Genomic DNA, 24,694 nt, shown 5'->3' with positions numbered 1-24,694 from the left:
TATACATATTATCCGACACTACATATTGAAATTTTAAATAGATAAAAAAGCCAATAAGAAATAAAGGAGGTCCTGAAATAAAGCAAATAAATTGTTTGCCCCTGTAGAAAGGGATCTATTTGCAAATGTCGAAAATAATGAAAATAGGGGACACAAATATATCCATATAGTTCATCATTTTTAAAAATAGTTCTATAATTTTATTATGTAAACTAAAGTTACTTTTACGAACTTTTATTTGCATGTATAATAAAGAAATTGAAGTTATTGAGGAGGGATTATGATTTCACTAGCATTACAACATTTAAAAACAAATTTTGGCTATGACTCTTTCCGTCCTGGTCAAACCCAAATTATCGATAACGTATTGGATAACAAAGATACGCTTGTTATTATGCCGACTGGTGGCGGGAAATCCCTATGCTATCAGATACCCGCATTGTGTATGGAAGGAACAACACTCGTAATTTCACCATTGATCTCTCTTATGAAAGACCAGGTAGATATGCTTGTATCCAGTGGAATTCCAGCGGCTTATATTAATAGTTCGCTAAGTTATGAAGAAGTGCAAGATGTAATGTATGGTGTACAAAGCGGTAAAATCAAATTGCTTTACATCGCACCGGAACGACTCGAAAATGAACGCTTTTGTATGGAACTTTCTCGAATAAATGTGCCAATATTGGCAATAGATGAAGCGCATTGTATATCACAGTGGGGGCATGATTTTCGTCCAAGTTACCGGTCAATCCAGCAACTGCTGCATTTATGGAAAAAGAAACCGACCGTTATTGCATTGACGGCAACTGCTACTGAAGAGGTAAGTGCAGACATTCAACAGCTTCTTTCAATCGAAAAGAAAAATACATTCATTACTGGCTTTGCACGTGAAAATTTATCATTTTCGGTTTTACTTGGAGAGAACAAAGAAGCCTATATAAAAAAATATGTGAAGGCAAATGAAAATGAAGCAGGGATTATTTACGCAGCAACTCGAAAATCAGTGGAAGCCGTCTATGAAATGCTGAACAGAGCCGGTTTTGCAGTAGCAAAATATCATGGTGGTATGTTTGAAGAAGACCGTACATATGAGCAAAATCGCTTTTTAAATGATGAAGTTCAAATAATGGTCGCAACAAATGCTTTTGGAATGGGAATCAATAAAACAAATGTACGCTATGTGCTTCATTACAATATGCCTCGTAATATGGAGAGCTATTATCAGGAGGCCGGCCGTGCCGGTCGTGATGGACTTGATAGTGAGTGTATATTGCTTTACAGCTCTTCCGACGAACAAACGCAGCGTTTCTTAATCGATCAGGCACAAGATCGCTCTCGAATTCCTTTTGAACTTCAAAAGCTGCATGCGATGATTGATTACTGTCATACAGAGCGCTGTTTACAAAGCTATATTATTGAATATTTTGGAGACGAGGCAGGTCAAAATTGCGGCAGATGTGCAAATTGCACAGATAATCGTCCGCAGCTGGACGTAACAACTGATGCACAGAAAGTATTGTCCTGTATCGTAAGAATGGGGCAAAAATTCGGTAAACAATTAACCGCTTCAGTATTGGCTGGCTCTCGCAGTAAGAAAGTGCTTGAATTCAATTTCCAAAAGTTGCCCACTTATGGCATTTTACGTGCTATGAATGCGAAAGAGATTTCCAGTTTTATCGAGTTTTTAATTTCAGAAAAGCTGATAGTCGTAAATAATGGACAGTTCCCGACATTATCCATTTCTGATGAAGGTAAAGAAGTACTTCTTGGTCAAAAAAAAGTATTGCGTAAAGAGGCACGCATTATTGAATCAACAGTAGAGCCAAACGATCCTCTATTCGAAATTCTTCGTAAAATACGGAAAGAAATTGCAGATCGGGAGAAAGTTCCGCCTTTTGTTGTTTTCTCGGATAAATCATTAAAAGATATGTGTATCCGTAAACCTAAAAACAGTACACAATTTTTAGAGGTCAGTGGTGTAGGGGAGAGCAAATTAGAGAAATACGGTAAAACTTTTATTGAGGCGATTATTGCAAATTCATAATATAATGTTAAATAATTACAGAATGGATAATTACTCAAAATTAAACTTTTTATAAAAATATCCACTTTGTTTTAATAAAATATTTTTAGTGATTAAATTCAATTTACTCATTAAATTTGCTATCTTACTATACTAAAGGAATGTATTGCCAAGTGCAGTACATTCTTTTTTAACTATTTTATAGTTTAAGTCATTAAACTTTAAGTTAATATATTGTAAAAATTCTGTATTCATAGTTTAATAAGAATATTCAGTTAAGAAGTGTAGGTGAAATATTGAATATACTAGGAGAACGCATCAAAAAGCTGAGGAAACAGAAAAGATTAACTCAAACCGAGTTAGTAGGGGAACGTTTAACGAAAGGTATGCTAAGTTTAATTGAGAACGGTAAAGCACAGCCTTCAATGGAAAGTCTTCGTTTTATTGCGAAAAGATTAAATGTCGATGTCGATTATCTGCTGGATGACGGCACACTCTCAATGCTCAGAAACTTGTATACTACAATCGAAGAAGATGTAGAGCGTAGAGAACTCATACGCGACCATGAAGAGCTCCAATCACTTACGATTAAAATAATCGAAAAAATTGAACCTTATTTATCGGAAATTCAAGGCACAAACTATGAACAAATTCGTATAAGAGAAGTTTATTTTTTAATGAATCGTACGATTAACAAAGCCAAATCACTCGACGAATATTGGAAGTTTATTGATCAGTACGAAGAAATCCATGCATATAGCCGAATGCTTCGTTGCTATTTTTATTTATGCCAGGCTGCGATCGAACAGCGTAATTACAATGAAACATTAGCTATTTTAAAGCAAGGAGAAAAACGTATCGAACCATATGAACTGATGATGGACCCAATGGTAATTCTTGATTTGTACTATAATTTAACGATTTCCTATTCAGCAGTTGATAATATTAGAATGTCGCAACACTATTTAAAAAAGGCATTAAACATGGCCAAAAAGAAGCAAATATTTTATCGTATGGATCGCTTTTATCATTTGTTGTTTATTCAATCGATTGCGAATGAGGATATTAACAAGAGCAAAGAGTACATAGATAAATTAATGCTTTTATCGGAGTTTGCTGACGATCCAACGATATCTGTACGTTATTTATACAGCAAGCTGCATTATATGAACATCGTTGAAAAGAAATACGCACAAATCGTTCCGGAAATTGGCCATTATAAAACAAAACTCCAGGATTACTTATTTTTATTTAAAAATCCTATCTTCATCGGTGAAGAGATGTATGCGGAATTTAAATTAGAAAACTACTCGAAAGCACTCCAAATCGGTACTGCTTTAACCATTCCTGACTACTTACACCATCCCATTGATTTAGCTAAATATTATCAATTCTTTGCTATACGGGCATTAGCTTCTTACTATGAAAAGGATGAAGTTGCCGCAAAACGTGATATCATTTTCGCGAAAAATGGCGTAGAGGACTTTCCCGAGACGATTTACAAAAAATTTATTTACAAAGCTTTCAATGAAATATTCATTTAACTTCAATAGCACAATACAAAAAAGAACGTACCGCTCGAAATATCGAATGGTACGTCTCTTAATATGCAGAAATATTAGCTTTCTTTCCAGTGAGCATCAATAAACTCATCGCGCCCGGATTTTGCACGGTCTTCTTGATAATGAGATTCTTCTTTTTTGTAATAATCCTGGTGGTAGTCTTCTGCTGGCCAAAAAGTTTCCGCCTGTTTAATTTCAGTAACAATCGGCTTTTTAAAACGTCCACTTTCCGCCAGATTTTTCTTGGACTGCAATGCAGCCGCATACTGTTCAGCGCTATGCGTAAAAATCACTGTTTTGTAAGACTCGCCGCGATCGTGGAACTGTCCGCCAGCATCTGTCGGATCGATTTGCATCCAGTATATATCCAAGAGTTTTTCATAGCTGAAAATCTCAGGGTTAAATTCAATCTCGACAACTTCCACATGTCCAGATTCTCCACGCTTTACATCTTCATATGTAGGGTTTTCCACATGACCACCCATATAACCGCTCGTTACTTTTCCGATGCCTTCCCATTGATCAAAAGGTTTGACCATACACCAAAAACAACCACCTGCAAATGTTGCCTTTTCCATTTTGAATCACTCCTCATAAACCAGTAAACATATTCAACCTGTACTTTACTTCAATAAAGCTGTTAAATATGCTGTATTCTAACATGGATAAGAATGACATTCAATTTATTAATCTTTTAATAGCATATAATATTCTGTTGCGTAATAAAAATAAAGAAAAAAGATATGCGGACATTTCATTAGTTAGGAAGAAAATGTGCATAAAATGGTATACTATAAGTAATTTGAAACTAAATTTAATGTAAATCGTCTAAACTTCACAGAAATAGAAAGGAAGTTGTAGGAATGGAAGAACAGACGCGACAAACCCGCTATCGAAAGAAAAAAATGCGTAAAGGCCGGGTACTATTCGTAATTGTATTTCTTTTACTTTTAAGTGTAATTGGATATAGCTATGTCCAATATAATAAGGGGAAGGATTTGGCAAGCGATAAAAAAATTGAAGTAAAAGGTTTTGAACCAGATGATAATCATCCGACTATAGAAAATTATTTAATATTAGGTGTTGATACTCGAGGTGAAGAAAAATCGCGTTCCGATACGATGATGCTTCTTTCTTGGAACAGAAAAACGAATGATATGAAGCTCGTCTCTTTTATGCGTGATATTTATGCTGACATACCTGGTTATCAATCATATAAACTGAATACTGCCTACTATTTAGGTGGGGTACCGTTACTTCAGGAAACGTTAAATAATATGTTCGATATACCAATCCACCATTATGCCATGATTGATTTTAAAAGCTTTGAAACATTAATTGATATTTTAGCTCCAAACGGTATTGAAATGGATGTTGAAAAAGACATGGGCGGATTAATCTATGTTGAACTTAAAAAAGGTATTCAGAATCTTAACGGTAAAGAATTGCTCGGCTATGCCCGTTTCCGTAGTGATGCTGAAGGTGATTTTGGACGTGTAGCCCGTCAGCAAAAAGTAATTGAAGCTTTAAAGGATCAGCTATTTTCTGCAAAAAATGTAGCGAATATACCTAAATTCATCGGTGCTACTCAAGGTTACATTACGACAGATTTAACTAGCAAAGACCAGCTGACAACTGCATTAAAAGCCGTATCAGGCGGGGAAATCAACGTTGAAAAAATGACGATTCCAGCAGAGGGTACTTACAAAATTAACAATTACCGACACGCCGGGGAAGTACTGGAAATCGATGTTGCGAAAAATTCGCAAATTTTACATGATTTTTTAAATTTAAACGAGTAAGCATTATATGTACATTGGTTATTCATGCTAAAATAAAGTATAAATTAAATATTGTTGAAACATTGAGGTGGTCTATTGGAGAGAAAAAATGAAATGAATAAAGTGAATTCATTACCCCAGGAAACGTCTAAATTTTTCTCTTCTAAATTTATTCGATTCTTAGGTGGTAAAAATTTATTATTCTTATTAGTGATCATCTTATTAGTTGGCTGTACGGTATTCGTGTACGATAAAATTTCCTTTATATTCGAACCGTTACATGTATTATTTGAAGTCATCATACTGCCCGGTGTACTAGGGGTCATCTTGTTTTACTTATTACGCCCGCCATTGAAGCTTTTAGTGAGATGGAAAGTGCCGCGGGCATTAGCGATTCTAATTTTGTATATTGTAGTCGTAGCACTGATCACTTTACTTGTTTTACTTGTTTTCCCGTTTTTACGTGATCAGTTTACAAACTTAGTGCAAGAATTTCCTGTTGTTTTAATGGCGCTTGCCAATGATCTATTAGCCTTTTTAAATAACTCTCATTTCAGCGAGTATTTTGAAAAGATCAACTTTGACTACAATCAGATTTTAACGGACTTTACGGATAGTTTTATCACAACGGTAAAAGTAACTTTAGGCAGTTTAGCCACTGGTGTGGCTACTGGGATAACAGGTTTCCTATCAACAGTTACTGGTATCATTTTATCGCTCGTAATAGTGCCGTTTATTACATTTTATTTATTATATGAAGGCGAGAAAATGCCGCGCTTCATATTACTCCTATTTCCGCCACGTATGCGTGAGCGAATCGGAAATGTATTGCATGATATGGACAAGCAAATTAGCTCCTACATACAAGGCCAGATTTTAGTATCGTTTTGTATTGGTGTCATGATGACAATCGGCTTTTTAATTATCGGAATGCCGTACGCTCTATTACTTGGCTTCCTCGCGATGATCACAAGTGTTGTTCCATATTTGGGACCGGCCATCGCAGCTACACCTGCAGCCATTATTGCGATTGTAAATTCACCATGGCTGTTAGTAAAGTTAGCTATTGTATGGACAATTGTACAATTAATCGAAGGAAAGTTTATTTCCCCTCAAATTATGGGTAAATCATTAAGTATCCATCCTATTACGATTATTTTTGTATTATTAACAGCTGGAGCTATATTTGGAGTTCCAGGTGTCGTGCTAGGTATTCCTGGTTATGCTTTAATAAAAGTTCTCATTTCCCATACGTATCGACTCTTTAAGGAACGCTACAATCGTTTCCAGTCAGACGAGACGAACCTGTATGAAGAATTGAAATAAGATTAAACAGGAAATTGTAAAGATGGGGTATGTTAAAAGCGAAAACTTTTAACATGCTCCCTTTTTAAAATCTTTTACCAATTACATATTTAAATGGAGGAGTATACATGTTAAGCAAATGGCTAACATCACTAGAAGAGAATGGCGTGAAGGTTGAAACCGTCATTGAAAAGACGGAGCTTGTAGAAGGTGACATATTAAACGGTTCCGTTTATGTGACAACACTTACAGAAGACGAAGAGGATAAAATTGATTACATTTCATTAAAAGTTCTTTGTGAAGAAATGGACGGCGAATTATCGATTGTCGGGAAACACTCGTTTCAGCTAGTTGGCGGGATTCGATCAAAAGATGGCGAAATTATTCCATTCGAAATTATTCCAGACGAGCGCTGGGTATGCGGAAAAGATGAACAGCTCATCTTGCAAACGACCGTTGTGTTTTTAGATGGTGTGGAAATCGAAGAAAAAGGTGTTATTACGTATAGCACCATTGAATAAAAGAAAAGGCGATGCTGATACTTATATACAGCAACGCCTTTTTGTTTATAGTTTTATTGTAGAAAGTCTTTTAACAGCTTCTTGTAATTGTTCGACAGGCTGCACTAATGCGAGACGCATATAACCTTCGCCGGCTGTGCCAAATACCGTACCCGGCACCATAACGACACCTGTTTGTTCGATTGCTTTATAAGCAAAGTCGATGCATTTAATATCATACGGATATTTTGCCCATACAAACATCCCGCCATCACTCGGTGCAACTTCCCAGCCGATCGATGTTAAGCCTTCCATAAGTGTTTTATGACGGATAGAGAAGGTTTCTCTTAGAACATTTGTAACCTGCTCGGCATTGTCCAACGCTAAAGCAGCTACTTGCTGTATCGGTTCGAAAATACCAAAATCCAAGTTCGATTTCAGCTGTTTCATAATCCCGACTAATTCTGCATTTCCAACTATGTAAGCAATTCTAGTACCAGCAAGACTGAAGCTTTTTGATAAGGAGTTTATTTCCAGACCGACTTCTTTCGCACCTGGTGTTGCAAGGAAGCTGATTGGGGCATCTCCCTTAAAGTAAAATTCGGAATAGGCCGCATCATGCAGAACGATAATATTATACTTTTTCGCGAATGCCACGACTTCTTCAAAATATGCTATCGATGGCATGGCTGGTACCGGGTTACCCGGTAAGTTTAAAATTAGTAATTTTGCTTTTTGGCGAATCTCTTCTGGAATGGCTGTTAAATCCGGCAAATACTGATTTTCCTTTGTAAGGGGCATATAGTAAGGTGTTGCACCTGCCAAATGAATTCCTGCATCATATGCGACATATGCCGGGTTTGTAGTAAGTACAATATCTCCAGGATCGCAGAATGCTACTGGCAAATGGACTAAACCTTCCTGGGAGCCAATTGTTTGGACAACTTCAGATTCCGGATCTAACTCAACATTGTTTACTCGTTTATAATAGCGACATACCGCTTCATTGAATGTTTGAATACCCGTTAAAGTATAGCCGTAAGAAGACGAGAGTGCCGTAAGCTCGGACATTTTTTGGCGTAAATTCTCTGCCGGAGCAATATCAGGGCTACCAAGGCTTAAATCAATGAGTTCCATTCCTTTTTGCTCTTGCAATTTAGCATGTTTTTTTAAGTCACCAAATATAGCCGGCACAAATAATGACATTTTTTTAGACGGTTGGATATTCAATCTTTAACACTCCTTAAAACTTTCAATTGTAAGCACCATTTTATCACACACATCACGTATAATGGGGATGAAATCAGAAAAGAGAATTAATTCACTACATAAAGCACGAAACCGTAGTGGAATAGCAATATAGGTACTGGAAAATAAATAATTAAGAGGTGTAGAATGAAAATCTATTCATTAAGCGGGCCAAGTGGGACAGGGAAGAGTACGAGTGCTTTACAATTCGCACATGACAACGGAATTGAGGCCATCATTGATGACGGTATATTAATCATAAACGGTGAAAAAGCCGCTGGGACATCCGCTAAATTTGAGAAGAATACGTTAAAAGCAGTGCGCCGCGCCATTTTGGATGATGACATACATAAAGCGGAAATATCGGAGGCGATTAGCTCCCATGAGGTGAAGTCCATTCTACTGATCGGCACATCCGACAAAATGACGAAAAGAATTGCAGCTCGGTTACAGCTTGGGGAAATCGATGAATTTCATTATGTCCATAATATTCGAACGGAAAAGGAAATTCGCATTGCCAAATATGTACGGGAAATTCAGGGCAAACATGTTATGCCTGTTCCGTACCGCCAAGTAGAACAGAATTTTTTCAAACGCCTTATTCAACGGGGGAAGGAAATTTTCTCTTCCTCACAAGTTAAGCTTGGAGAAACGACTATTGTACAGCCTGATTTTCATCAAAATAGTGTTTATATTTCTAGAAATGTATTTACCGATGTGTTGGACCATGTACTTGAAAAGCAGGATAATCTGGCTAAATTCGAAATAGCCAATATTCAAACAGACGGCGTACCCCAAATGACAATTGGACTTTATTTAAAATCACCAGTTGCCTATGTTGTACCAAACTTTTTATATAATCTTCAGAAGGAAATTGCGGACGATTTTTCATTGCATTTCGGCATTGAACCCGAAACGATTCATATTCAAATTAAAGGAATTAAATAAGTTTATCCGGAGCTGACAACTTTATGTCAGCTCTTTTTAATGGAAAACATTGTACAAAAAATAAATAGTTTGTATTTTCAGAAAAATAAATATATTCTTATTATTAAGAGTTGGTTGGACCAAATCTCCAAAGGTCCAACAACAATAGTTAGGAGGAACTGAATTGAATTACATTGAAAAACTGCAGCAACTATTATCACATGAGCAAGTAACAACGAATGAAGTGCTACGTACTCAACACGGAAAAGACGAATCGTATCATGAGCCGCATTTACCGGATGTTGTCGTATTTCCGAAAACAGCTGAGGAAGTCAGTATAATTGTTGCCCTCGCAAATGAACAGCGAATTCCAGTAGTACCATTTGGGCTAGGTACTAGTTTAGAAGGACATGTAATTCCTTATCAAGGCGGAATCTCCCTAGATTTATCGCTTATGAATGCCGTATTGGAAGTACGACCGGATGATTTTCTTGTAAAGGTCCAACCAGGTGTAACACGCAGCCAGCTTAATAAAGAATTAAAAAAATACGGCTTATTCTTCTCTGTTGATCCAGGTGCCGATGCGACATTAGGCGGGATGGCTGCGACCAATGCGAGTGGAACTACTTCTGTACGTTACGGTATCATGCGTGATCAGGTCCGTGATTTAGAAGTTGTTTTAGCAAATGGGGATGTGATCCATACTGGGGGATTGGCTGCGAAATCTTCTTCAGGCTATCACTTGAATGGTTTAATGGTCGGTTCTGAGGGAACACTCGGAGTCATCACTGAATTAACATTACGAGTTTACGGGATTCCTGAAAAAATTGTTGCCGGCCGCGCTACATTTGTGACGGTCCAACAAGCGGTTGATGCTGTCGTTTCATTAAAACAAGCCGGAATTCCAATGGCACGCATTGAACTTGTCGATAAGCGCAGTATTGAACAAGTAAACTTCGCTTCCGGTACAACCTTTGCCGAAACGCCGACATTATTTTTGGAGTTCCATGGAAATGAGGCAGGTTTGCAGTCAGATATCGTTTTTGCGTCTGAATTATTGAATGACAATGGCTGTATCGAGCTAGCATTTGAACAGGATGAACGTGCACGTAACCAATTATGGGAGCTTCGTCATAACTTGGCCTATACATACATTCATTCCGCGCCGGGGAAACGACTTATGTCTACAGATGTCGTCGTGCCGATAAATTCATTACCTGATGCAATTCAGAATTCCCGCGATAAAATTGAAAGTATGCAGATTGACGCGGGGATTGTCGGGCATGTAGGAGATGGCAATTATCATATTTTACTAATGGTTGATATTGCCAGTAAAGAAGAGATTGCAAGAGCAAGAGAATTGAATGAGCATGTTGTTGAATATGCGCTTTCATTAGGAGGAACTTGTACCGGCGAACATGGTGTAGGGGTCGGCAAGGCCAAGTACCAACAACAGGAACACGGACTTGCCTATAATTTGATGAAAGAGATTAAGCGGGTACTCGATCCAAACAACATTATGAATCCTGGCAAAATTTTTATTGATTAGGGGATTAAAAGATGAAAAAAATAATATATATCGTTGGGCTGATGTTAGGGAGCATGTTTTTATCCGCTTGCTCCACCTCAGATGAAAAAGAGCAGTATGTGTTATATGCCGGGCATTCTCTGGCAGCAGATCATCCGTTTGAATTGGCGATGCAAGAGTTAAAAGAGCGGGTGGAAGAACGAACAGATGGCCGCGTAATTATCGAGACTTTTCCGCTTAGCCAGCTCGGTGCTGAGCGAGAGTTGATTGAAGGAGCCATGTTAGGTTCAGTAGACCTTGTCGTTTCAACATCAGGTCCGATCATGAACTTTGTAAAAGATTTTGCTGTACTCGATTTACCGTTTTTATTTAATGACCGTGAAGCGGCCGTTAATATTTTGGAAGGAGAAATTGGTGAAGATTTATTTGCCCAATTACGTGAAATCGGAATCGTCGGTTTGTCTTGGGGGGAAAATGGTTTCCGTCATGTTACAAACAGCATAAAACCGGTTGCGACACCTGAAGATCTGGAAGGATTATCACTACGGGTACAGGAAAATAAAGTTTTCATTTCTGCCTTTAATGAACTAGGTGTAACACCTTCTCCAATGGCTTGGACAGAAGCATTGACAGCACTTCAATCCGGAGTAGTGGATGGACAGGAAAATCCTATTCTAGTAATTGACAGCTACAAACTTTACGATGCCAACCAGCATTATATGACTTTAACGAGTCATGCCTATTCATCTGCAGTATTTATGTTGAGTGAAAATGCATATAACCGCTTGCCGGAGGATCTTCGTCAAATTGTCATGGAAGAAGGCGAAAAAATCGGTGTCTATGAACGCCAACTTGTTGTCGAGATGGAGAAAATGGCACTTCAGCGACTAGAGGAAAACGGAATGGAAATTGTTGAAGAAGTTGATACAGGTGCATTCCGAGAAAAAATTATGAAAGTATACGATCGTGCAGAAAATCAACAATTATTGCAGCGTATTTTAAGTGAGCAGTAGGATGGGAGAAAGAATATGATGAAATTAGTAGAAGGGATTAATAAAGTTGTACATATTGTATTGATTGCTTTAATGGTTGTGCTTGTCGTATCTGTATTTTGCCAAATTACATTGCGCTTTTTCAACTATTCCATTGCATGGACCGAAGAACTGTCACGGTACTCAATGATTTGGATGACCTTTTTAGGTGCTGCGTATGCATTGGCCAAACGCGCACATATCGGAATGGAACTTTTCGTTGATCGCACAGCAGGCATATTGAAACAAGTTTTGATTGTGCTTGCTGCAGCAGTATGTTTAGTGTTTTTCGTGTTAATGGTCATAAAAGGGTATGAGCTGTCGATGAGAGTGATGGATCAGCCATCAGCTGTATTGCAAGTTCCGATGGGGATTGTATATTCCGTTATTCCGATCAGTGGGGTAATTCTCGTTGTGAATCTGTTTCATGTAACGATTAAACAACTGAAAGGAGAATTATCCTAATGGCAGATATTATTCTTTTCGTTGTTTTACTAGCATTAATTTTTATTAATGTACCGATTGCAATTGCGCTTGCAATGGCGGCAACACTATTTTTTGTGACGCAAAGCGAAATGCCCATTGTGGCAATTTTCCAGCGTATGTTTAATTCTATTGATTCATTTCCATTACTTGCGGTACCATTTTTCCTATTAGCCGGTAAGCTGATGGAGTCAGGTGGAATTTCCCGTCGTTTGATTCACCTGGCAGAAGTAATGCTCGGTCGGGTTCGCGGAGGCTTGGCACTCGTTTCCATTGTTGCCTGTGCCTTTTTTGCGGCATTATCCGGGAGTGCGGCTGCAACAACGGCAGCTGTCGGAGCGATTATGATACCGGCTATGGTGAAAAAAGGCTATGATAAAAACTTTTCCACAGCCATTCAAGCTGCCGGGGGAACAATTGGTGTTATTATTCCTCCAAGTGTACCACTCGTATTGTTTGGCGTAACAGCAGGTGTTTCGATTAGCGACCTGTTTTTGGCCGGTATTATCCCGGGTATTTTTGTAACAGTTGCACTATTGATTCTTGTTTATATTATTTCCATAATGCAAGGATATGGTGGTGGTGAAAAATATAATTTCAAAGAGTTTTTCATTGCCTTCAAAGATTCGATTTTAGCTCTATTAATGCCTGTCATTATTTTAGGCGGCATTTATAGCGGTATATTTACGGCAACAGAAGCAGCGCTCGTTGCGGTCGTTTACGGATTGATCGTCGGGGTATTTATTTACCGAGAAATTTCAATGAAAGATTTATATCACATTTTCTCATCGGCAACGATTATGAGCGCAACAATTCTCTTTATTATTGCCGGGGCTTCAATTTTTGCCTACTATTTGACACGCGAACGTATACCTATGCAAATTACGGAAGCATTACTCGGCATTACGGATAATTGGATTATTGCATTGCTCATCATTAATTTAATTTTGCTTATTGTCGGTACCTTTATGGAAACAGCGGCAGCGATTTTAATATTAACTCCGATTTTAGCACCGGTTGCTACCGCACTGGGTTTGGATCTAGTGCATTTCGGTATTATTATGATTGTGAATTTGGCAATTGGGTACATTACGCCTCCAGTCGGATTAAACTTATTTGTGGCAAATAAAATTGCAGGAACAAAATTTGAAGGAGTCATGCGTGCCATCGTTCCATTTATCATTGTAATGGTTGTATGTGTACTCATTATTTCATTTGTTCCGGCCTTAAGTTTATTTTTAGTAAAATAGTAAAGGTGTGAAGAAAGTGACTTCCACTAATAAGCAAAGAGTGTACGAAATTATATTTCAGAAAATTCAGTCCGACATTACTTCCGGTATATTAAACGTTGGAGATAAATTGCCTCCGGAACGCGAGCTATCAGCAAAATATAGTGTCAGCCGGACATCTATACGCGAAGCACTCCGACTACTGGAGCTAAGCGATTTTGTCGAAATTCGCCATGGTGATGGAACTTTTGTTAAAAACAAAACAAACCAGACCGTTCAGCAGCAATTGACAAGCGTTGTATTAAAAACAGACCAGACGACATTGTATGAAATGCTCGAATTACGTCTAATCTTAGAGTCTCAATGTGCTGCACTTGCTGCATTACGTGCAACAGGACAAGATATTGAAAAAATGGCGCGTACATTGGAAGCGATGAAAAATACCGACGATGAAGAAGTCGGGATACAAGCCGATTTGGATTTCCATATGGCAATAGCAGCAGCCGCGAATAACAGTGTGCTTGCTGAACTAATTTCGTCATTAGCACCCCATATGCGAAGTACGATTGAAGTAACAAGAAAACATCGACTATCCTCTCAAGAAAATTTTGCCCGTACTTTAGAAGAACACCGTGCGATATTTATTGCAATTAGCCGCGGGGAAAACGAGCGGGCAAAAGTCTTGATGGAGAGCCATATTCGAACGATCAGACAAGAACTATCCGAATTATCGATCTAAACAATTAAAAACTGCCTCTCGCGATGGAGGCAGTTTTTTATTATTTTGAAAGCTGTCTTGTGAACACCGGCTGACGTTTTTCAACAAATGCACGGACACCTTCAGAAAAGTCTCTTTCGGAAACAAACGGTGTTGATTCTTCCCATAAAGCAGGGGCTGAATCCACACATTCCTTAACCGAACGTTTTACTGCCAATAAAGAATCCGGTGACATACCGGCAACAAGCTTACCCATACGGATTGCAAAACGGTTTAGATCTTTTTCAGCAACTAAATAATTGAGCATTCCAGCTTTAAACGCTTCTTCTGCTTTATACATGCGTCCTGTAAATACAAAATCCTTCGTTGCGGATGGGCCGACCAAATCGACTAAACGCTTGGCGAATTTATTATTCAACGTGATGCCGAGTTTACCGACAGGGATGCCCATTTTCGCTTTGTCCGAGCCAATGCGAATATCACATGCAAGGGCAAGCTCCAGTCCAGCACCCATAGCCGGTCCGTTAATGACACCGATCACAGGGATCGGCAAGTTTTCTATTGTCGAAATCGTTCTTTCCATATGCACGAAGGCTTCTTCCGCTTTTTCCAGCGAAATCGAATTAAATTCTTTAATATCCGAGCCCGCTGTAAAGTTCTCGCCGGAACCCCGTAATAACAGAACTTTATTTTTCGGATTATCCAGTGTATGCAATGCAATTTTTGCAAGCCGATCCCACATATTCGCCGTCAATGCATTTTTTAGTTGCGGGCGATGAATCGTAATAATGGCGAGCCCCGCTGTTTCCTGATAAATGATTTTCGCTTCTTCCGCTTCAAGTCTTGTCGTACGTACTTGCATTTATGGTCCCCCTTAACTATATATACATAGTCATTATAGACGAAACAATATACAATAACATGCAATCTGGACGGTTCAAGTAAATTTATCGAATATTCAGCAATTTAGCGTATGAAATCCGTATAAATCTTACCCCTTCGCATGATACAATATAAAGAAAGGGGCGAAAAATGTGGAAGAAATTCAACCGTATGTTAAAGCGTTTACAGCTTATTTGAAGTCATTAAATAAATCCTTCCATACGACGAAACAATATACATTGGACGCAAAGCAATTCGCGGAGATCATTCAGCATGAAAATCAGATTAATGAAGCATTGCAACTTTATTCAAAAATGATTCAGGAAAAGTATTCTTCGTTCAATTCAGTCAACCGCAAATTCGCATCCATTCGCCATTTTCTTACTTTCTTACAGCTGCGCGGTGTTATTTCCGTATATAATGAAGATATCATTGCTCCGTTAACAAAGCAGGAAACGGAACTGAATGTGCTGGAGGAAAAGCAATTCAACCGGGCATTAGCCTATTGGCCGAAGCAGTATGAAATTGCATTGAATGAGGAACATGAATGGCTTGCATTACGCAATACCGTCATTGTTTTTACCGTTGCGGAACTCGGTATTAAACCAGCAGAGCTCGTGCGGATGGAATGGAAGCATATACATGCTGAAAAGCGTGAAATCATTGTACTGGCTTCGAAAAGTTACCGTGTTTTGCAGTGTTCTAAAAAACTGCTTGAACTGCTCGAGGACTATAAAAGCCACACGATTGAATTTATGCCGCTAACGGAGCAGTCACCCTATGTTTGGCTCGGCGTCGGCAATAAAATGGGTGAGCCGGTCACCGTCAAAACGATCGAACGGATTTTCAAAGCGATGTCCGAACAGCTCCAATTTAAAGTAACTGCTACCAATATGCGCTACCATGCAATTCAAAAACTATTAACAAAAAACGAGGATCCGAAAGTTTTGTACGAGCAGTTCGGCTATGCAAGAAAAGGCGTCTTGCTTGAACGAGAACAACGATTTCCGAAAAACGGCTAGTAAATAATAGGTATGTTAAAAGATTGAGAGGGAACATAATGGCAATTTCAATGATGGAAGCGTATACGATTGAATTACTGAAAACCCATCCTTATACATTTAAACAAGTAAAACACTATATTGAAAATGATGAACTTTATTTATTAACAGAAACTTTCAACATAGATACAGATAGTTTGAAAATTTTATTGAATGAAAACGCTGAAGAGATGGAACAGGCTTTTGAAGGCAACTATGAGGTGAAATTTGTAACGATCAATGGTTTGAAAAACTTGCTGCGCATGCGATTCCAAATATCCGATGACCAATACGAACTACTACCTGAAGGGAACGGTCTGCAATCGTTACAAGTCGATCTAATTACTGAACAGCAAATTCGCAGGATGCTTTCTTCAAACTGGAAAGTCGAGCGTGATGGGGAACTAATCACACTATTTGTCTAGTTATTATAAAGAGGGGATACGGGAACAGTCAATCGACTCATCCCATATCCCCTTTAGCGTTGTCGTCGCCTATTTATTTTACCGTAATAGCTAACCGAATATTTATAAACTTGATTTAAAATAAGCAGTGCCAGCGTGAGTAAGCCGATAACCATTAGAATGAGTGCAATCCATTCAAAGAAAGTGAAACTAAAAATTTCGGATATTTTAAATGGCTCTGCCAGCATTTCTATGACCAGGTTCATTCCGTATATACCGGAAATCATACTGAATATCGTTAAAATAAAAATCAGTTTATTTAACCTGTCAGTTGAACGGTCTTCCTGTATTCGGTATAGTTCTTCAAGCGTTTCTTTCGTCTCACGGTATAGTCCGTCAATTCGGAATACTTTCCTGAAATAATGCGAAATTTCTTTCCCTTCTGTCCGTGCCGATACCTCCGAAAAATAATACCTCGATGCAAACTTCGTAATCTGTTCGATTAACTCCTTTACAATATCCTTATCTTTTGAAAACTTTAATTCACTATGTTCGAAAACGAGTTTTAACAACATTAGTTTATAAAAATAATGGATGAGCAATGTATAGTAAGAGACAGAGTGAAAGCTGTTTAAATATTTATACATGCTTTTTTCATCTACGGATGATAGGTGAATATGGCCTTGCAATGTCGTAATAATATGAAATTTTGGTGCCCATCTCTCATAGCAATGTTCCTCGACAAATCGTTCGATATACTCCTCATTTGTACTCGAAATATAAGGTTCCCCTATGCTATCCCGTCCATTTAACTGTCCTGCTCGATACAGTAATTTTTCGTCGATTTCCGCGTCTTCTCCCATATGAAAAAAAGCACTGACATACATACGCTCATCTTCGAAAAATGGAATTTTGCTTATGTTTTTGTGAATTGATGAATAATCAACAAAATAACTTTCTATAAAAGGGGCGATTTTTGTTAATAATAATTCATCTGTATTATTAAAAACAAAATTGTCGTAATAAATTTCCGTACCTAGCTCTTCATCAATTTTCGGACGCAACACTCTAAAAAAATGACCGAATGATAACGCGGCATTCATATCCACATTATCTGCCAATTGAATTCTTAACGCTAAAATTCCAATACCAAATGGACAAAGATTAATATCCGCGCTCAATAATGTAAATGGCACCTCATCGAATGCCGTCTTCATTTTTCCTTCGCATTGGATTTTTTTCGAGTAGCGGTTAAAGTTTCGTACTGAAATTTCGTCATTCAATAATTTTTCTTCCATGAAAGGATAAAAGAATTGCGTTAACAATTGGGGGGAAACTTTGATGTCGGGTCCGTAAAGTGTCTCGTTAAATTCCTCTTCATCGATTGTAAAATGATAAAATTTGTTGCGCTTTAATACTTGCTGTAACTTTTCAAAATCGTACTGTCGATAATTGAAAGGATAATAAAAAACATAGTGGGTTTTTAGCGAATTCATCCTTTCACCTCCTGGAACATCTATTCCCAAAATTCGATAAATTTAACCAAAAAGGGCTTCGACAAAAATCGAGTTCAGACGATTCGACACGGGTCATCATCCACGAATCGACATTTCACTTCGTCTGAGAGCGAAATTACAACAAGAGAACATATGTTTCCTTTTGTTGTCGAAAAACCGCATAAATCTCTTAAATTAGCAATAATGTTCCCAAATATAAATTTGGGAACATTTTTTGTGCTATAATAAGAGCTAATTAGAGGGGGAATGGACGAAAATGAAGCTGCCGAAATTTTTGCGTGATTTTCTGATCTACTTAACAACGATTACGGGAAAGTCCCAAAGAACCCGGAAAGAATATGAATATGATCTTATTTTGTTCATGCGTTTTCTAAAAGCGATCGAAGAAGATATTCCGTTAGACCGTTTACATACAATCGACATTTCTGAGATTACAATCGATCAAATTAAAGAAGTGTCTCTGGAAGACTTATATTTGTTTATGGAATATTGCGAAGTACAGCGCGGCAATTCCTCAGCAGCCCGTGCACGTAAAGTAGCAACATTAAAAGCCTTTTTTAAATACTTAAAAGGGAAGCGCCGTCTGATTGATGAAAACCCGGCCGAGCATTTGGAAACACCAAAAATCGGCCGACGCCAACCGGTTTATTTAAACTATAATGAGGCAAAGGATTTTATCGGTGCTGTACAGACACAGTCGTACAGTGCACGCGATGAATGCATGATGGTCTTTTTCCTGAACCTCGGCATTCGTGTTTCCGAGTTGTGTTCACTCAATATCGATTCCATCAATGGCCGAATGCTGACGGTGATCGGGAAAGGGAATAAAGAACGGCATGTGTATTTAAATGATGCGTGTATAAATGCATTAGATAAGTATTTACAGGAGCGGCATGCATATAAAGGGGAAGGAAAAGAACCGCTGTTCATTTCTCAAAAAGGCACACGTTTTGCGAGACAGTCGATTGCACGGATCGTGAAAGAAATCAATGCCAACAGCCAGTCACCGAAAGAAAAGCTGACACCGCATAAACTTCGACATACTTCTGCTACAATGATGTATAAATCCGGAGCAGACATTCGAACTTTGCAGCATATTCTTGGCCACTCCAGTGTTGCAACAACGCAAATCTATACACATATCGAAGACGAACAAATTCAGGAAGTACTTAAAAACAATCCGTTTAATAATTTATAACTCATAATAATATTATGTAAACTAAATAAATATAGAAGACATATAACAGGATAGGCGACTGAGCGCAACATGTTTAAATCGAAAAAAACACCCATTTTCTATTCATGAGAAAATGGGTGTTTTGAAGCGATCAATCAATCTAATTCGCCTTCATGTTTATTCGGTTGTAAGGAACTCATAGCTTTAAAATCATTGCCGGTTGGATTTTGGAATAGTCTTAAGTCAAACTCGGTTGCGATTGCAAAGAGATGGTCGAAAATATCCGATTGAATCGACTCATAGACCGCCCAGTTGATATCATTTGAAAAGGCGTAAATTTCAATTGGTAGCCCATGTTCGTTCGGCGCTAATTGTCTCACCATTGTTGTCATTTCTTTATGGATTCCTGGATGGTTTTTTAAATAGTTGCTAATATACGTTCGGAACAACCCGACATTTGTCAGCGCTCTGCCATTCACCTGATTGCTTGTATCAATATGATGTTTAATATTGTATTCGGCAATTTCACGTTGTCTCGTATCTATATAGTCCGTAAGATAATGGATGTTACGTAACTTCTCAATTTTCTCCTCCGAGCAAAACGCGATACTTGTCGTATCGACAAAGATGGAGCGCTTTATCCTTCTGCCACCAGTAACTTGCATACCTCTCCAGTTTTTAAAAGAATCCGAAATCAATGCATAACTAGGTATTGTCGTAATTGTTTTATCAAAGTTTTGGACTTTCACTGTATTTAATGAAAGATCAATAACATCCCCGTCCGCTCCATATTTCGGCATTTCAATCCAATCACCTACACGCACCATATCATTCGATGTTAACTGAATTCCTGCGACAAGGCCTAATAAGGAATCTTTAAAAACAAGCAGCAATACAGCTGATAGTGCACCTAGTCCACTTAGGATGATCAACGGATTTTCACCAATTAAATTCGCTATGACCAGTATAATACCGAGGACATAGACAATTATCTTAACGACTTGAATATAGCCTTTGATCGGTTGTACTTTTGAAATTTCAAACGTTTGATAAATATCATGTACAGCATTTAATAAACTGCCAATTAGGCTTAATACAACTATTATAATATACGTAATAGCTCCTTTTTCGATAAGGGCTTGATACGTAAAGGCTTCAGCAAAATAATAAATAATGATCGCCGGCACGATATGAGATAACTTATGGAACACTTTCTTTTCCAACAGAATGTTATCCCACCGATACTTATTGTTATTCACAATATGTGTAATAAATCGGATGACGATTTTTTTAGTGATGAAGTTTGCTATTAAACAAATGATTACAATAAATATAATCATGAGCGCTACTGAAAGATATTCAGCAAATAATGGACTTAATCCAAAATCGATTAGTTTTTTATAAATAAGTTTCATCTAATTCCTCCCGCCTCCTATGGTAACAAAGATGTCGATGAGATGAAATGATTGTCTACTGGAGATTCCAGATAAAAACCCTTTGCCGAAAACTTTTAAATTTAAAATAAAAATTCAGATAATTCATTATAATTCATTGACACTGTTTATAAACTGTTATATATTTAATCTACAAATAATAACTGTTATATAACAAAGGAGAGAAGAACAATGAGTTATTTTGAAAAAGGGTATCAGATGTATGTAGAGAAATGTGAACAATTCGGATTACAGCCGGTGAATTTCCGATATTACGTTAATCAGCTTTCCTATCAGCAATTACTTGCTTACAACGGCTATGCAATGGAACAGGAGATGAGACAAAATGATTAATCCTCAAACCGAAACTGTTTATTATAAGGATGTAATGCCCATTCATTCCATCGAACTTGTGAACATTCACTATATCCAGACGAATCCGACGATAGAAATGTCCCACATATGTGCAAATTACGCCATGCTGCATCGAGGTGTTTATGAAATCACAACTTAATCTACTGTATTAAATCAATCTACGAATCCGTTGTAGATTGATTTTTTTATGTTTTGATTCTTTATAAATCAAAAAGGCTGCTTCGTAAACGAGTTACAAAGCAGCCCTTTATTAATCAAGCAAATAACTTTCAATTCGTAAAAACTCTTCCTCATCGATATTGTCCATATATTTATAAAGCAAATCGAGGTCGACTTTAATTTCATCTTTATGCGTTAAATAAAACTGCTCTGTTAAATGAGAAATAATTAACGGAACCGCTTTTTGATGGTTAAACCGGTACAAATATGTTGATAAAAAATCCTCATTTACTACAATATCCGTATTCAAGCCCAATGCATTGAAATCGACGTAACTGATATGCGCTGTTAAAAATTGTTCCGTCAAATGCACATTGTATTGACAAATGTAAGACCAATCCAGCTCATTTTTGTATTTATTCAGCCAATGCAGCTCCGCAATTGCAGTGAATAACTGCTTTTGTTCGTCACTGTATGCCTTAATTTTTTTATCCATCTCAGCATTTGTTAAACGTCGGTCCCCATACCGGTTATACTTCTGACTAACTAGTGACGGGATACCTTTAACCAAATGCTCACTGCCAGCCCATTTATACGAACCGCGGTCATATTCGAAAAGCTGCATATCCATATCCGGGATTTCATCGGCTTCCGGTAAATAAATAAGCTCAAATGAATTATAAAAGACATTGCTTTCGATGAAATCATCCAGCTGATCGACAAAATCCGGATTCAGACGCTTTTTGTTTGCCATTAACGTTGTTACTAAATAACGTCTAAAGGACATCGACAACCGCGCAAGTACCGGCTTGTTGTACTGAAGCGCTTCCAGATCCACGTCAGGCAAATAATCAATTAAAAACTGCTCTGATAAAAGCGGATTGGCATAACTCATATACGTAAACGGCAAGTATTGAAAATAAGCCGTTAAGCGAGAAGGATGCAACTGAACCGCCTGATTGCACCAGTTCCGATAAGCTTCTAAAAATACGCGGTCATATGGAAGCAGCTCGTAAACAGTTTCATCATTCGATTCCAGCTGTTTCACAATGGACAGATCGTTAAAATCATCTACTGAAAACTGTGCAGGAAACGGAATTTCCCGAAAAGCCTTATTTAAATGGAAAGTTGCTTTCGGTTTCGTCGAAACAAAACTGTACGTCCCGATTGCTCCGCGCTCTTCCAGTAATATATAGGCAAGTTCCTGGCGTTCATCCCGTGTTAAGTCACAGTCTTTCGGAAACTTTACAGCCGCAAAATATTGCGCTTTTGCCAAGTCATAGAAAAACTTGTAGTCGCCTTCTTTTGTATAAGGTTCCTTTGATTCATTTTGCTGCCAGTAGAGGAGGGCTCCTTGTATCGGACTTCTATTTGAAAAGGTAATATTCGCGATTGAAAAGAAATTTTGCGCCAATGCGTCATCATACAGAACTTTAATAAACTCGATCTTTTTAATTTTTAACATGCTAAGACACCTCCGTTCCTATTATTATATACTTGAATCATAGAAATTCCGAAAAAAAAGTTCGCAAATTAGGTTTAAGGATGTTTTGACGTGGTATATAACTTGTAAGTAAAGTTGCGGTCACAGAAGAGTAGATGTAAGTTAACCACTAGTTTAGATTGTTTATATGATGATTTCTATTAGCTTCGTTGTATGCGTTTATCAAGTAACATTCACAGTTTATTTTAGGCAATTAATGAACAAAATGCTTTAACGAAGATTTTCGAAAGATGCCAACTTAAGTTAGGCGAGCGAAATGCATACACGACTTGAGATATACCATTGAAAATTTCAGCTCAAACGTTTTATATGATGTTAAACTAACGTACGGAACATTACAACTTAATAGGAAATACCGACCGCAACTTTACCACTTTCACTCCTTATGCCATAAGGAGTGTTTTCTTTTGTGCAATATTGGCTATAATATACGTAATGAATTGCTGATAGGAGAATGACAATGTGGAAGATACATAATAGGAAACTGATTCAAACAACGGATGAATCAAGAATCCGGTACAAAACGCGAATGAGCGCGGCAATTATCAACAGTTTAAAGCAGCTTGCCGAAAAATATGACACACATATCGGTTATTTATTGGAAAATGGTTATAGTAATTTAATTGAATCCGGTACAATCATTTACGATAAAAAAAACCGGCCTAAAGATCGCATCGAATTTCGTACAACATGCGACAAAGAATTACTGGACAGCTTGAAGGATTTTGCAAAAGATCATAGCCTCAACTTAAACGATGTCATTGAAGCAAGTGTTGCGTATATCAATTATGAGGATGTTAAACACGCAAATTGGCGTTACCGTGTAGAAGTTTAATAAAGAAAAGGATGAAAGCAATCGGGAAACCGGTTGCTTTTTTATTACGTTTTAATTTTATTTTTTCCAAATTATTGAAAATCTGTCTGTTATACTTTAAATTATAAAGTATAAAGGTATTTTTAGAGGGGATGAGAACGGCCATGTTTAAAAATTATTCACCGCGACTGATTTTCGGTGTAATGGCGGTTACCTGTATCATTATTTCACCGCTGTTCGCTATATTTGTACCTATGACTGTTCCGGATTTATTTTTGACCGATCGCTCGAATTTTTATATTTATTCGTTTCGAACGAATGTAAAAATTATTATGGCGGGGTTTGTTGTATTAGCAGCGGCCTTTGCATTGCTTTGCTGGAAACGTCAAATTGCGACGTATGTGCTTAGTTTACTGCTCATTATAGGAGGGTTGGTGACGTTATACGGTTCCACTAGTACGTACACAGCGATTAATGAACAGGAAGTGTATAAACGCCAGCTAATCGGCTCTCAGAAAATGCAATGGGATGCGATTGACCGTGTTGCATTAGAATATGTACCGAATGCATTAGGTAATTATAAATTTATCGATAAATCGGGGAATGAATTGATCGTTCAGGAAGATAAAACGATGGCAACGAGTTATATTTACCTCATGACGAGTAAGAAAAATATAAAATTTGATGAGTATGAAAAGAAATAGTTAGATAAAATCAAAAAGCTTAGCTCGGAAATGGGCTAAGCTTTTTCTTTATAGCAGGTGACTACTTAGCCTTTCGAATATATTCCATACCTTCAGCATCCACAATGATATGATCCTTAAACTTTGTGAATTCCAGAGAGAGGCCATGATCCGCTGTAATCAAGTATTGATTGCCTTGTACTTCCACTTTTGCATCTGAAAATTCTTTTTGGAAAAATGCCGTAAGTTCTTCTTCTGTAGATTCAAAATAAGAGAGCATAACTTCATCAATAGCACTTTTTCGGTCATCTTCTACATTAATACCCATAGTACCCATTATCGTTAAGTCATCTTCATGTAAGGTGAGGGAA

Annotated in this window: 24 protein-coding genes; 17 read left to right on the top strand and 7 right to left on the bottom strand. The window is 37.6% G+C overall.

Annotated elements, in window-relative coordinates:
* Positions 1-280 precede the first annotated feature (280 nt).
* Both recQ and ABS917_RS14020 read left to right on the top strand, forming a co-directional pair.
* A complete protein-coding gene (gene recQ / locus ABS917_RS14025) occupies positions 281-2,044 on the top strand; it encodes a DNA helicase RecQ (RefSeq protein WP_350479569.1) in 1,764 nt (587 codons plus the stop codon).
* Between the two features lie 275 nt (positions 2,045-2,319).
* Positions 2,320-3,567: a helix-turn-helix domain-containing protein gene (locus ABS917_RS14020; protein WP_350479568.1), complete on the top strand. Its 1,248-nt coding sequence runs from the start codon at positions 2,320-2,322 to the stop codon at positions 3,565-3,567.
* A 74-nt stretch (positions 3,568-3,641) separates the two neighbouring features.
* Here ABS917_RS14020 and msrA read toward each other — a convergent pair whose 3' ends face one another.
* On the bottom strand, positions 3,642-4,163 hold the full coding sequence (gene msrA / locus ABS917_RS14015; RefSeq protein WP_350479567.1) for a peptide-methionine (S)-S-oxide reductase MsrA: 522 nt from the start codon (positions 4,161-4,163) through the stop codon (positions 3,642-3,644).
* A gap of 285 nt (positions 4,164-4,448) precedes the next feature.
* Here msrA and ABS917_RS14010 point away from each other — a divergent pair, with 285 nt between their 5' ends.
* The 3 genes from ABS917_RS14010 (at position 4,449) to ABS917_RS14000 (ending at position 7,192) form a co-directional block, all read left to right on the top strand.
* Positions 4,449-5,387 carry an LCP family protein gene (locus ABS917_RS14010; RefSeq protein ID WP_350479566.1) on the top strand — a complete coding sequence of 313 codons (939 nt, stop codon included), beginning with the start codon at positions 4,449-4,451 and terminating at the stop codon, positions 5,385-5,387.
* A 93-nt stretch (positions 5,388-5,480) separates the two neighbouring features.
* Positions 5,481-6,692: an AI-2E family transporter gene (locus ABS917_RS14005; protein WP_350479565.1), complete on the top strand. Its 1,212-nt coding sequence runs from the start codon at positions 5,481-5,483 to the stop codon at positions 6,690-6,692.
* 107 nt (positions 6,693-6,799) lie between these two features.
* The gene (locus ABS917_RS14000) at positions 6,800-7,192 is read left to right on the top strand and encodes a cysteine synthase (RefSeq protein WP_350479564.1); all 393 of its coding nucleotides are present in this window, start codon (positions 6,800-6,802) and stop codon (positions 7,190-7,192) included.
* Positions 7,193-7,237: 45 nt separating this feature from the next.
* Here ABS917_RS14000 and ABS917_RS13995 read toward each other — a convergent pair whose 3' ends face one another.
* A complete protein-coding gene (locus ABS917_RS13995; RefSeq protein WP_350479563.1) occupies positions 7,238-8,401 on the bottom strand; it encodes an aminotransferase class I/II-fold pyridoxal phosphate-dependent enzyme in 1,164 nt (387 codons plus the stop codon).
* Positions 8,402-8,566: 165 nt separating this feature from the next.
* On the opposite strand from ABS917_RS13995, the gene ABS917_RS13990 reads away from it, so the two are divergent.
* From ABS917_RS13990 to ABS917_RS13965, 6 genes are all read left to right on the top strand, one after another.
* Positions 8,567-9,367, top strand: a complete 801-nt coding sequence (locus ABS917_RS13990) for a nucleoside/nucleotide kinase family protein (RefSeq protein ID WP_350479562.1) — start codon at positions 8,567-8,569, stop codon at positions 9,365-9,367.
* Positions 9,368-9,530: 163 nt separating this feature from the next.
* Positions 9,531-10,895: an FAD-binding oxidoreductase gene (locus tag ABS917_RS13985; RefSeq protein ID WP_350479561.1), complete on the top strand. Its 1,365-nt coding sequence runs from the start codon at positions 9,531-9,533 to the stop codon at positions 10,893-10,895.
* A gap of 11 nt (positions 10,896-10,906) precedes the next feature.
* Positions 10,907-11,887 (top strand): TRAP transporter substrate-binding protein, encoded by a 981-nt coding sequence (locus ABS917_RS13980; protein WP_350479560.1) that lies wholly within the window; start codon positions 10,907-10,909, stop codon positions 11,885-11,887.
* Positions 11,888-11,902: 15 nt separating this feature from the next.
* Positions 11,903-12,370, top strand: coding sequence for a TRAP transporter small permease (locus ABS917_RS13975; protein WP_350479559.1), 468 nt, complete (start codon positions 11,903-11,905; stop codon positions 12,368-12,370).
* The gene (locus ABS917_RS13970; protein WP_350479558.1) at positions 12,370-13,638 is read left to right on the top strand and encodes a TRAP transporter large permease; all 1,269 of its coding nucleotides are present in this window, start codon (positions 12,370-12,372) and stop codon (positions 13,636-13,638) included. Before ABS917_RS13975 ends, ABS917_RS13970 begins: the two co-directional genes overlap by 1 nt.
* 16 nt (positions 13,639-13,654) lie before the next feature.
* On the top strand, positions 13,655-14,356 hold the full coding sequence (locus tag ABS917_RS13965) for a FadR/GntR family transcriptional regulator (protein WP_350479557.1): 702 nt from the start codon (positions 13,655-13,657) through the stop codon (positions 14,354-14,356).
* Between the two features lie 40 nt (positions 14,357-14,396).
* On the opposite strand, the gene ABS917_RS13960 is transcribed toward ABS917_RS13965, so the two are convergent.
* Positions 14,397-15,197 carry an enoyl-CoA hydratase/isomerase family protein gene (locus ABS917_RS13960; protein WP_350479556.1) on the bottom strand — a complete coding sequence of 267 codons (801 nt, stop codon included), beginning with the start codon at positions 15,195-15,197 and terminating at the stop codon, positions 14,397-14,399.
* Between the two features lie 172 nt (positions 15,198-15,369).
* Here ABS917_RS13960 and ABS917_RS13955 point away from each other — a divergent pair, with 172 nt between their 5' ends.
* Complete coding sequence (locus tag ABS917_RS13955; RefSeq protein ID WP_350479555.1) at positions 15,370-16,239, top strand: tyrosine-type recombinase/integrase; 870 nt, start codon at positions 15,370-15,372, stop codon at positions 16,237-16,239.
* 38 nt (positions 16,240-16,277) lie between these two features.
* Positions 16,278-16,682, top strand: coding sequence for a hypothetical protein (locus ABS917_RS13950; protein ID WP_350479554.1), 405 nt, complete (start codon positions 16,278-16,280; stop codon positions 16,680-16,682).
* A gap of 53 nt (positions 16,683-16,735) precedes the next feature.
* Here ABS917_RS13950 and ABS917_RS13945 read toward each other — a convergent pair whose 3' ends face one another.
* The gene (locus tag ABS917_RS13945) at positions 16,736-18,157 is read right to left on the bottom strand and encodes a sugar phosphate isomerase (protein WP_350479553.1); all 1,422 of its coding nucleotides are present in this window, start codon (positions 18,155-18,157) and stop codon (positions 16,736-16,738) included.
* A gap of 277 nt (positions 18,158-18,434) precedes the next feature.
* On the opposite strand from ABS917_RS13945, the gene ABS917_RS13940 reads away from it, so the two are divergent.
* Positions 18,435-19,376 (top strand): tyrosine recombinase XerC, encoded by a 942-nt coding sequence (locus ABS917_RS13940; protein ID WP_350479552.1) that lies wholly within the window; start codon positions 18,435-18,437, stop codon positions 19,374-19,376.
* A gap of 134 nt (positions 19,377-19,510) precedes the next feature.
* Here the strand turns inward: ABS917_RS13940 and ABS917_RS13935 are convergent, their stop codons facing one another.
* Positions 19,511-20,770 carry a mechanosensitive ion channel family protein gene (locus ABS917_RS13935; protein WP_350479551.1) on the bottom strand — a complete coding sequence of 420 codons (1,260 nt, stop codon included), beginning with the start codon at positions 20,768-20,770 and terminating at the stop codon, positions 19,511-19,513.
* Between the two features lie 210 nt (positions 20,771-20,980).
* Here ABS917_RS13935 and ABS917_RS13930 point away from each other — a divergent pair, with 210 nt between their 5' ends.
* Positions 20,981-21,142, top strand: coding sequence for a transcriptional regulator (locus tag ABS917_RS13930; protein ID WP_350479550.1), 162 nt, complete (start codon positions 20,981-20,983; stop codon positions 21,140-21,142).
* 271 nt (positions 21,143-21,413) lie between these two features.
* Here ABS917_RS13930 and ABS917_RS13925 read toward each other — a convergent pair whose 3' ends face one another.
* Entirely contained in the window at positions 21,414-22,787 is a 1,374-nt protein-coding gene (locus ABS917_RS13925) for a nucleoside-diphosphate sugar epimerase (protein ID WP_350479549.1), read from the bottom strand.
* A gap of 499 nt (positions 22,788-23,286) precedes the next feature.
* On the opposite strand from ABS917_RS13925, the gene ABS917_RS13920 reads away from it, so the two are divergent.
* Together ABS917_RS13920 and ABS917_RS13915 are read left to right on the top strand one after the other, a co-directional pair.
* On the top strand, positions 23,287-23,661 hold the full coding sequence (locus tag ABS917_RS13920) for an rRNA methyltransferase (RefSeq protein WP_350479548.1): 375 nt from the start codon (positions 23,287-23,289) through the stop codon (positions 23,659-23,661).
* Between the two features lie 143 nt (positions 23,662-23,804).
* Positions 23,805-24,344: an ATP-dependent exonuclease gene (locus ABS917_RS13915; protein ID WP_350479547.1), complete on the top strand. Its 540-nt coding sequence runs from the start codon at positions 23,805-23,807 to the stop codon at positions 24,342-24,344.
* A 61-nt stretch (positions 24,345-24,405) separates the two neighbouring features.
* Here the strand turns inward: ABS917_RS13915 and ABS917_RS13910 are convergent, their stop codons facing one another.
* The gene (locus ABS917_RS13910; protein ID WP_350479546.1) at positions 24,406-24,660 is read right to left on the bottom strand and encodes a hypothetical protein; all 255 of its coding nucleotides are present in this window, start codon (positions 24,658-24,660) and stop codon (positions 24,406-24,408) included.
* Positions 24,661-24,694: the final 34 nt, after the last annotated feature.

It is taken from the genome of Solibacillus sp. (genome assembly GCF_040273735.1).
Classification (GTDB): domain Bacteria; phylum Bacillota; class Bacilli; order Bacillales_A; family Planococcaceae; genus Solibacillus.
The sequence above is the reverse complement of the archived record's forward strand: the minus strand, read 5'-3'. Positions and strand labels throughout refer to the sequence as shown.

Coding starts and splice junctions, on each gene's coding strand:
- recQ (WP_350479569.1), top strand. CDS start 281: ATGATTTCACTAGCATTACAACATTTAAAAACAAATTTTGGCTATGAC.
- msrA (WP_350479567.1), bottom strand. CDS start 4,163: ATGGAAAAGGCAACATTTGCAGGTGGTTGTTTTTGGTGTATGGTCAAA.
- ABS917_RS14010 (WP_350479566.1), top strand. CDS start 4,449: ATGGAAGAACAGACGCGACAAACCCGCTATCGAAAGAAAAAAATGCGT.
- ABS917_RS14005 (WP_350479565.1), top strand. CDS start 5,481: ATGAATAAAGTGAATTCATTACCCCAGGAAACGTCTAAATTTTTCTCT.
- ABS917_RS14000 (WP_350479564.1), top strand. CDS start 6,800: ATGTTAAGCAAATGGCTAACATCACTAGAAGAGAATGGCGTGAAGGTT.
- ABS917_RS13990 (WP_350479562.1), top strand. CDS start 8,567: ATGAAAATCTATTCATTAAGCGGGCCAAGTGGGACAGGGAAGAGTACG.
- ABS917_RS13980 (WP_350479560.1), top strand. CDS start 10,907: ATGAAAAAAATAATATATATCGTTGGGCTGATGTTAGGGAGCATGTTT.
- ABS917_RS13975 (WP_350479559.1), top strand. CDS start 11,903: ATGATGAAATTAGTAGAAGGGATTAATAAAGTTGTACATATTGTATTG.
- ABS917_RS13970 (WP_350479558.1), top strand. CDS start 12,370: ATGGCAGATATTATTCTTTTCGTTGTTTTACTAGCATTAATTTTTATT.
- ABS917_RS13960 (WP_350479556.1), bottom strand. CDS start 15,197: ATGCAAGTACGTACGACAAGACTTGAAGCGGAAGAAGCGAAAATCATT.
- ABS917_RS13950 (WP_350479554.1), top strand. CDS start 16,278: ATGGCAATTTCAATGATGGAAGCGTATACGATTGAATTACTGAAAACC.
- ABS917_RS13945 (WP_350479553.1), bottom strand. CDS start 18,157: ATGAATTCGCTAAAAACCCACTATGTTTTTTATTATCCTTTCAATTAT.
- ABS917_RS13940 (WP_350479552.1), top strand. CDS start 18,435: ATGAAGCTGCCGAAATTTTTGCGTGATTTTCTGATCTACTTAACAACG.
- ABS917_RS13935 (WP_350479551.1), bottom strand. CDS start 20,770: ATGAAACTTATTTATAAAAAACTAATCGATTTTGGATTAAGTCCATTA.
- ABS917_RS13930 (WP_350479550.1), top strand. CDS start 20,981: ATGAGTTATTTTGAAAAAGGGTATCAGATGTATGTAGAGAAATGTGAA.
- ABS917_RS13925 (WP_350479549.1), bottom strand. CDS start 22,787: ATGTTAAAAATTAAAAAGATCGAGTTTATTAAAGTTCTGTATGATGAC.
- ABS917_RS13920 (WP_350479548.1), top strand. CDS start 23,287: ATGTGGAAGATACATAATAGGAAACTGATTCAAACAACGGATGAATCA.
- ABS917_RS13915 (WP_350479547.1), top strand. CDS start 23,805: ATGTTTAAAAATTATTCACCGCGACTGATTTTCGGTGTAATGGCGGTT.
- ABS917_RS13910 (WP_350479546.1), bottom strand. CDS start 24,660: ATGGGTACTATGGGTATTAATGTAGAAGATGACCGAAAAAGTGCTATT.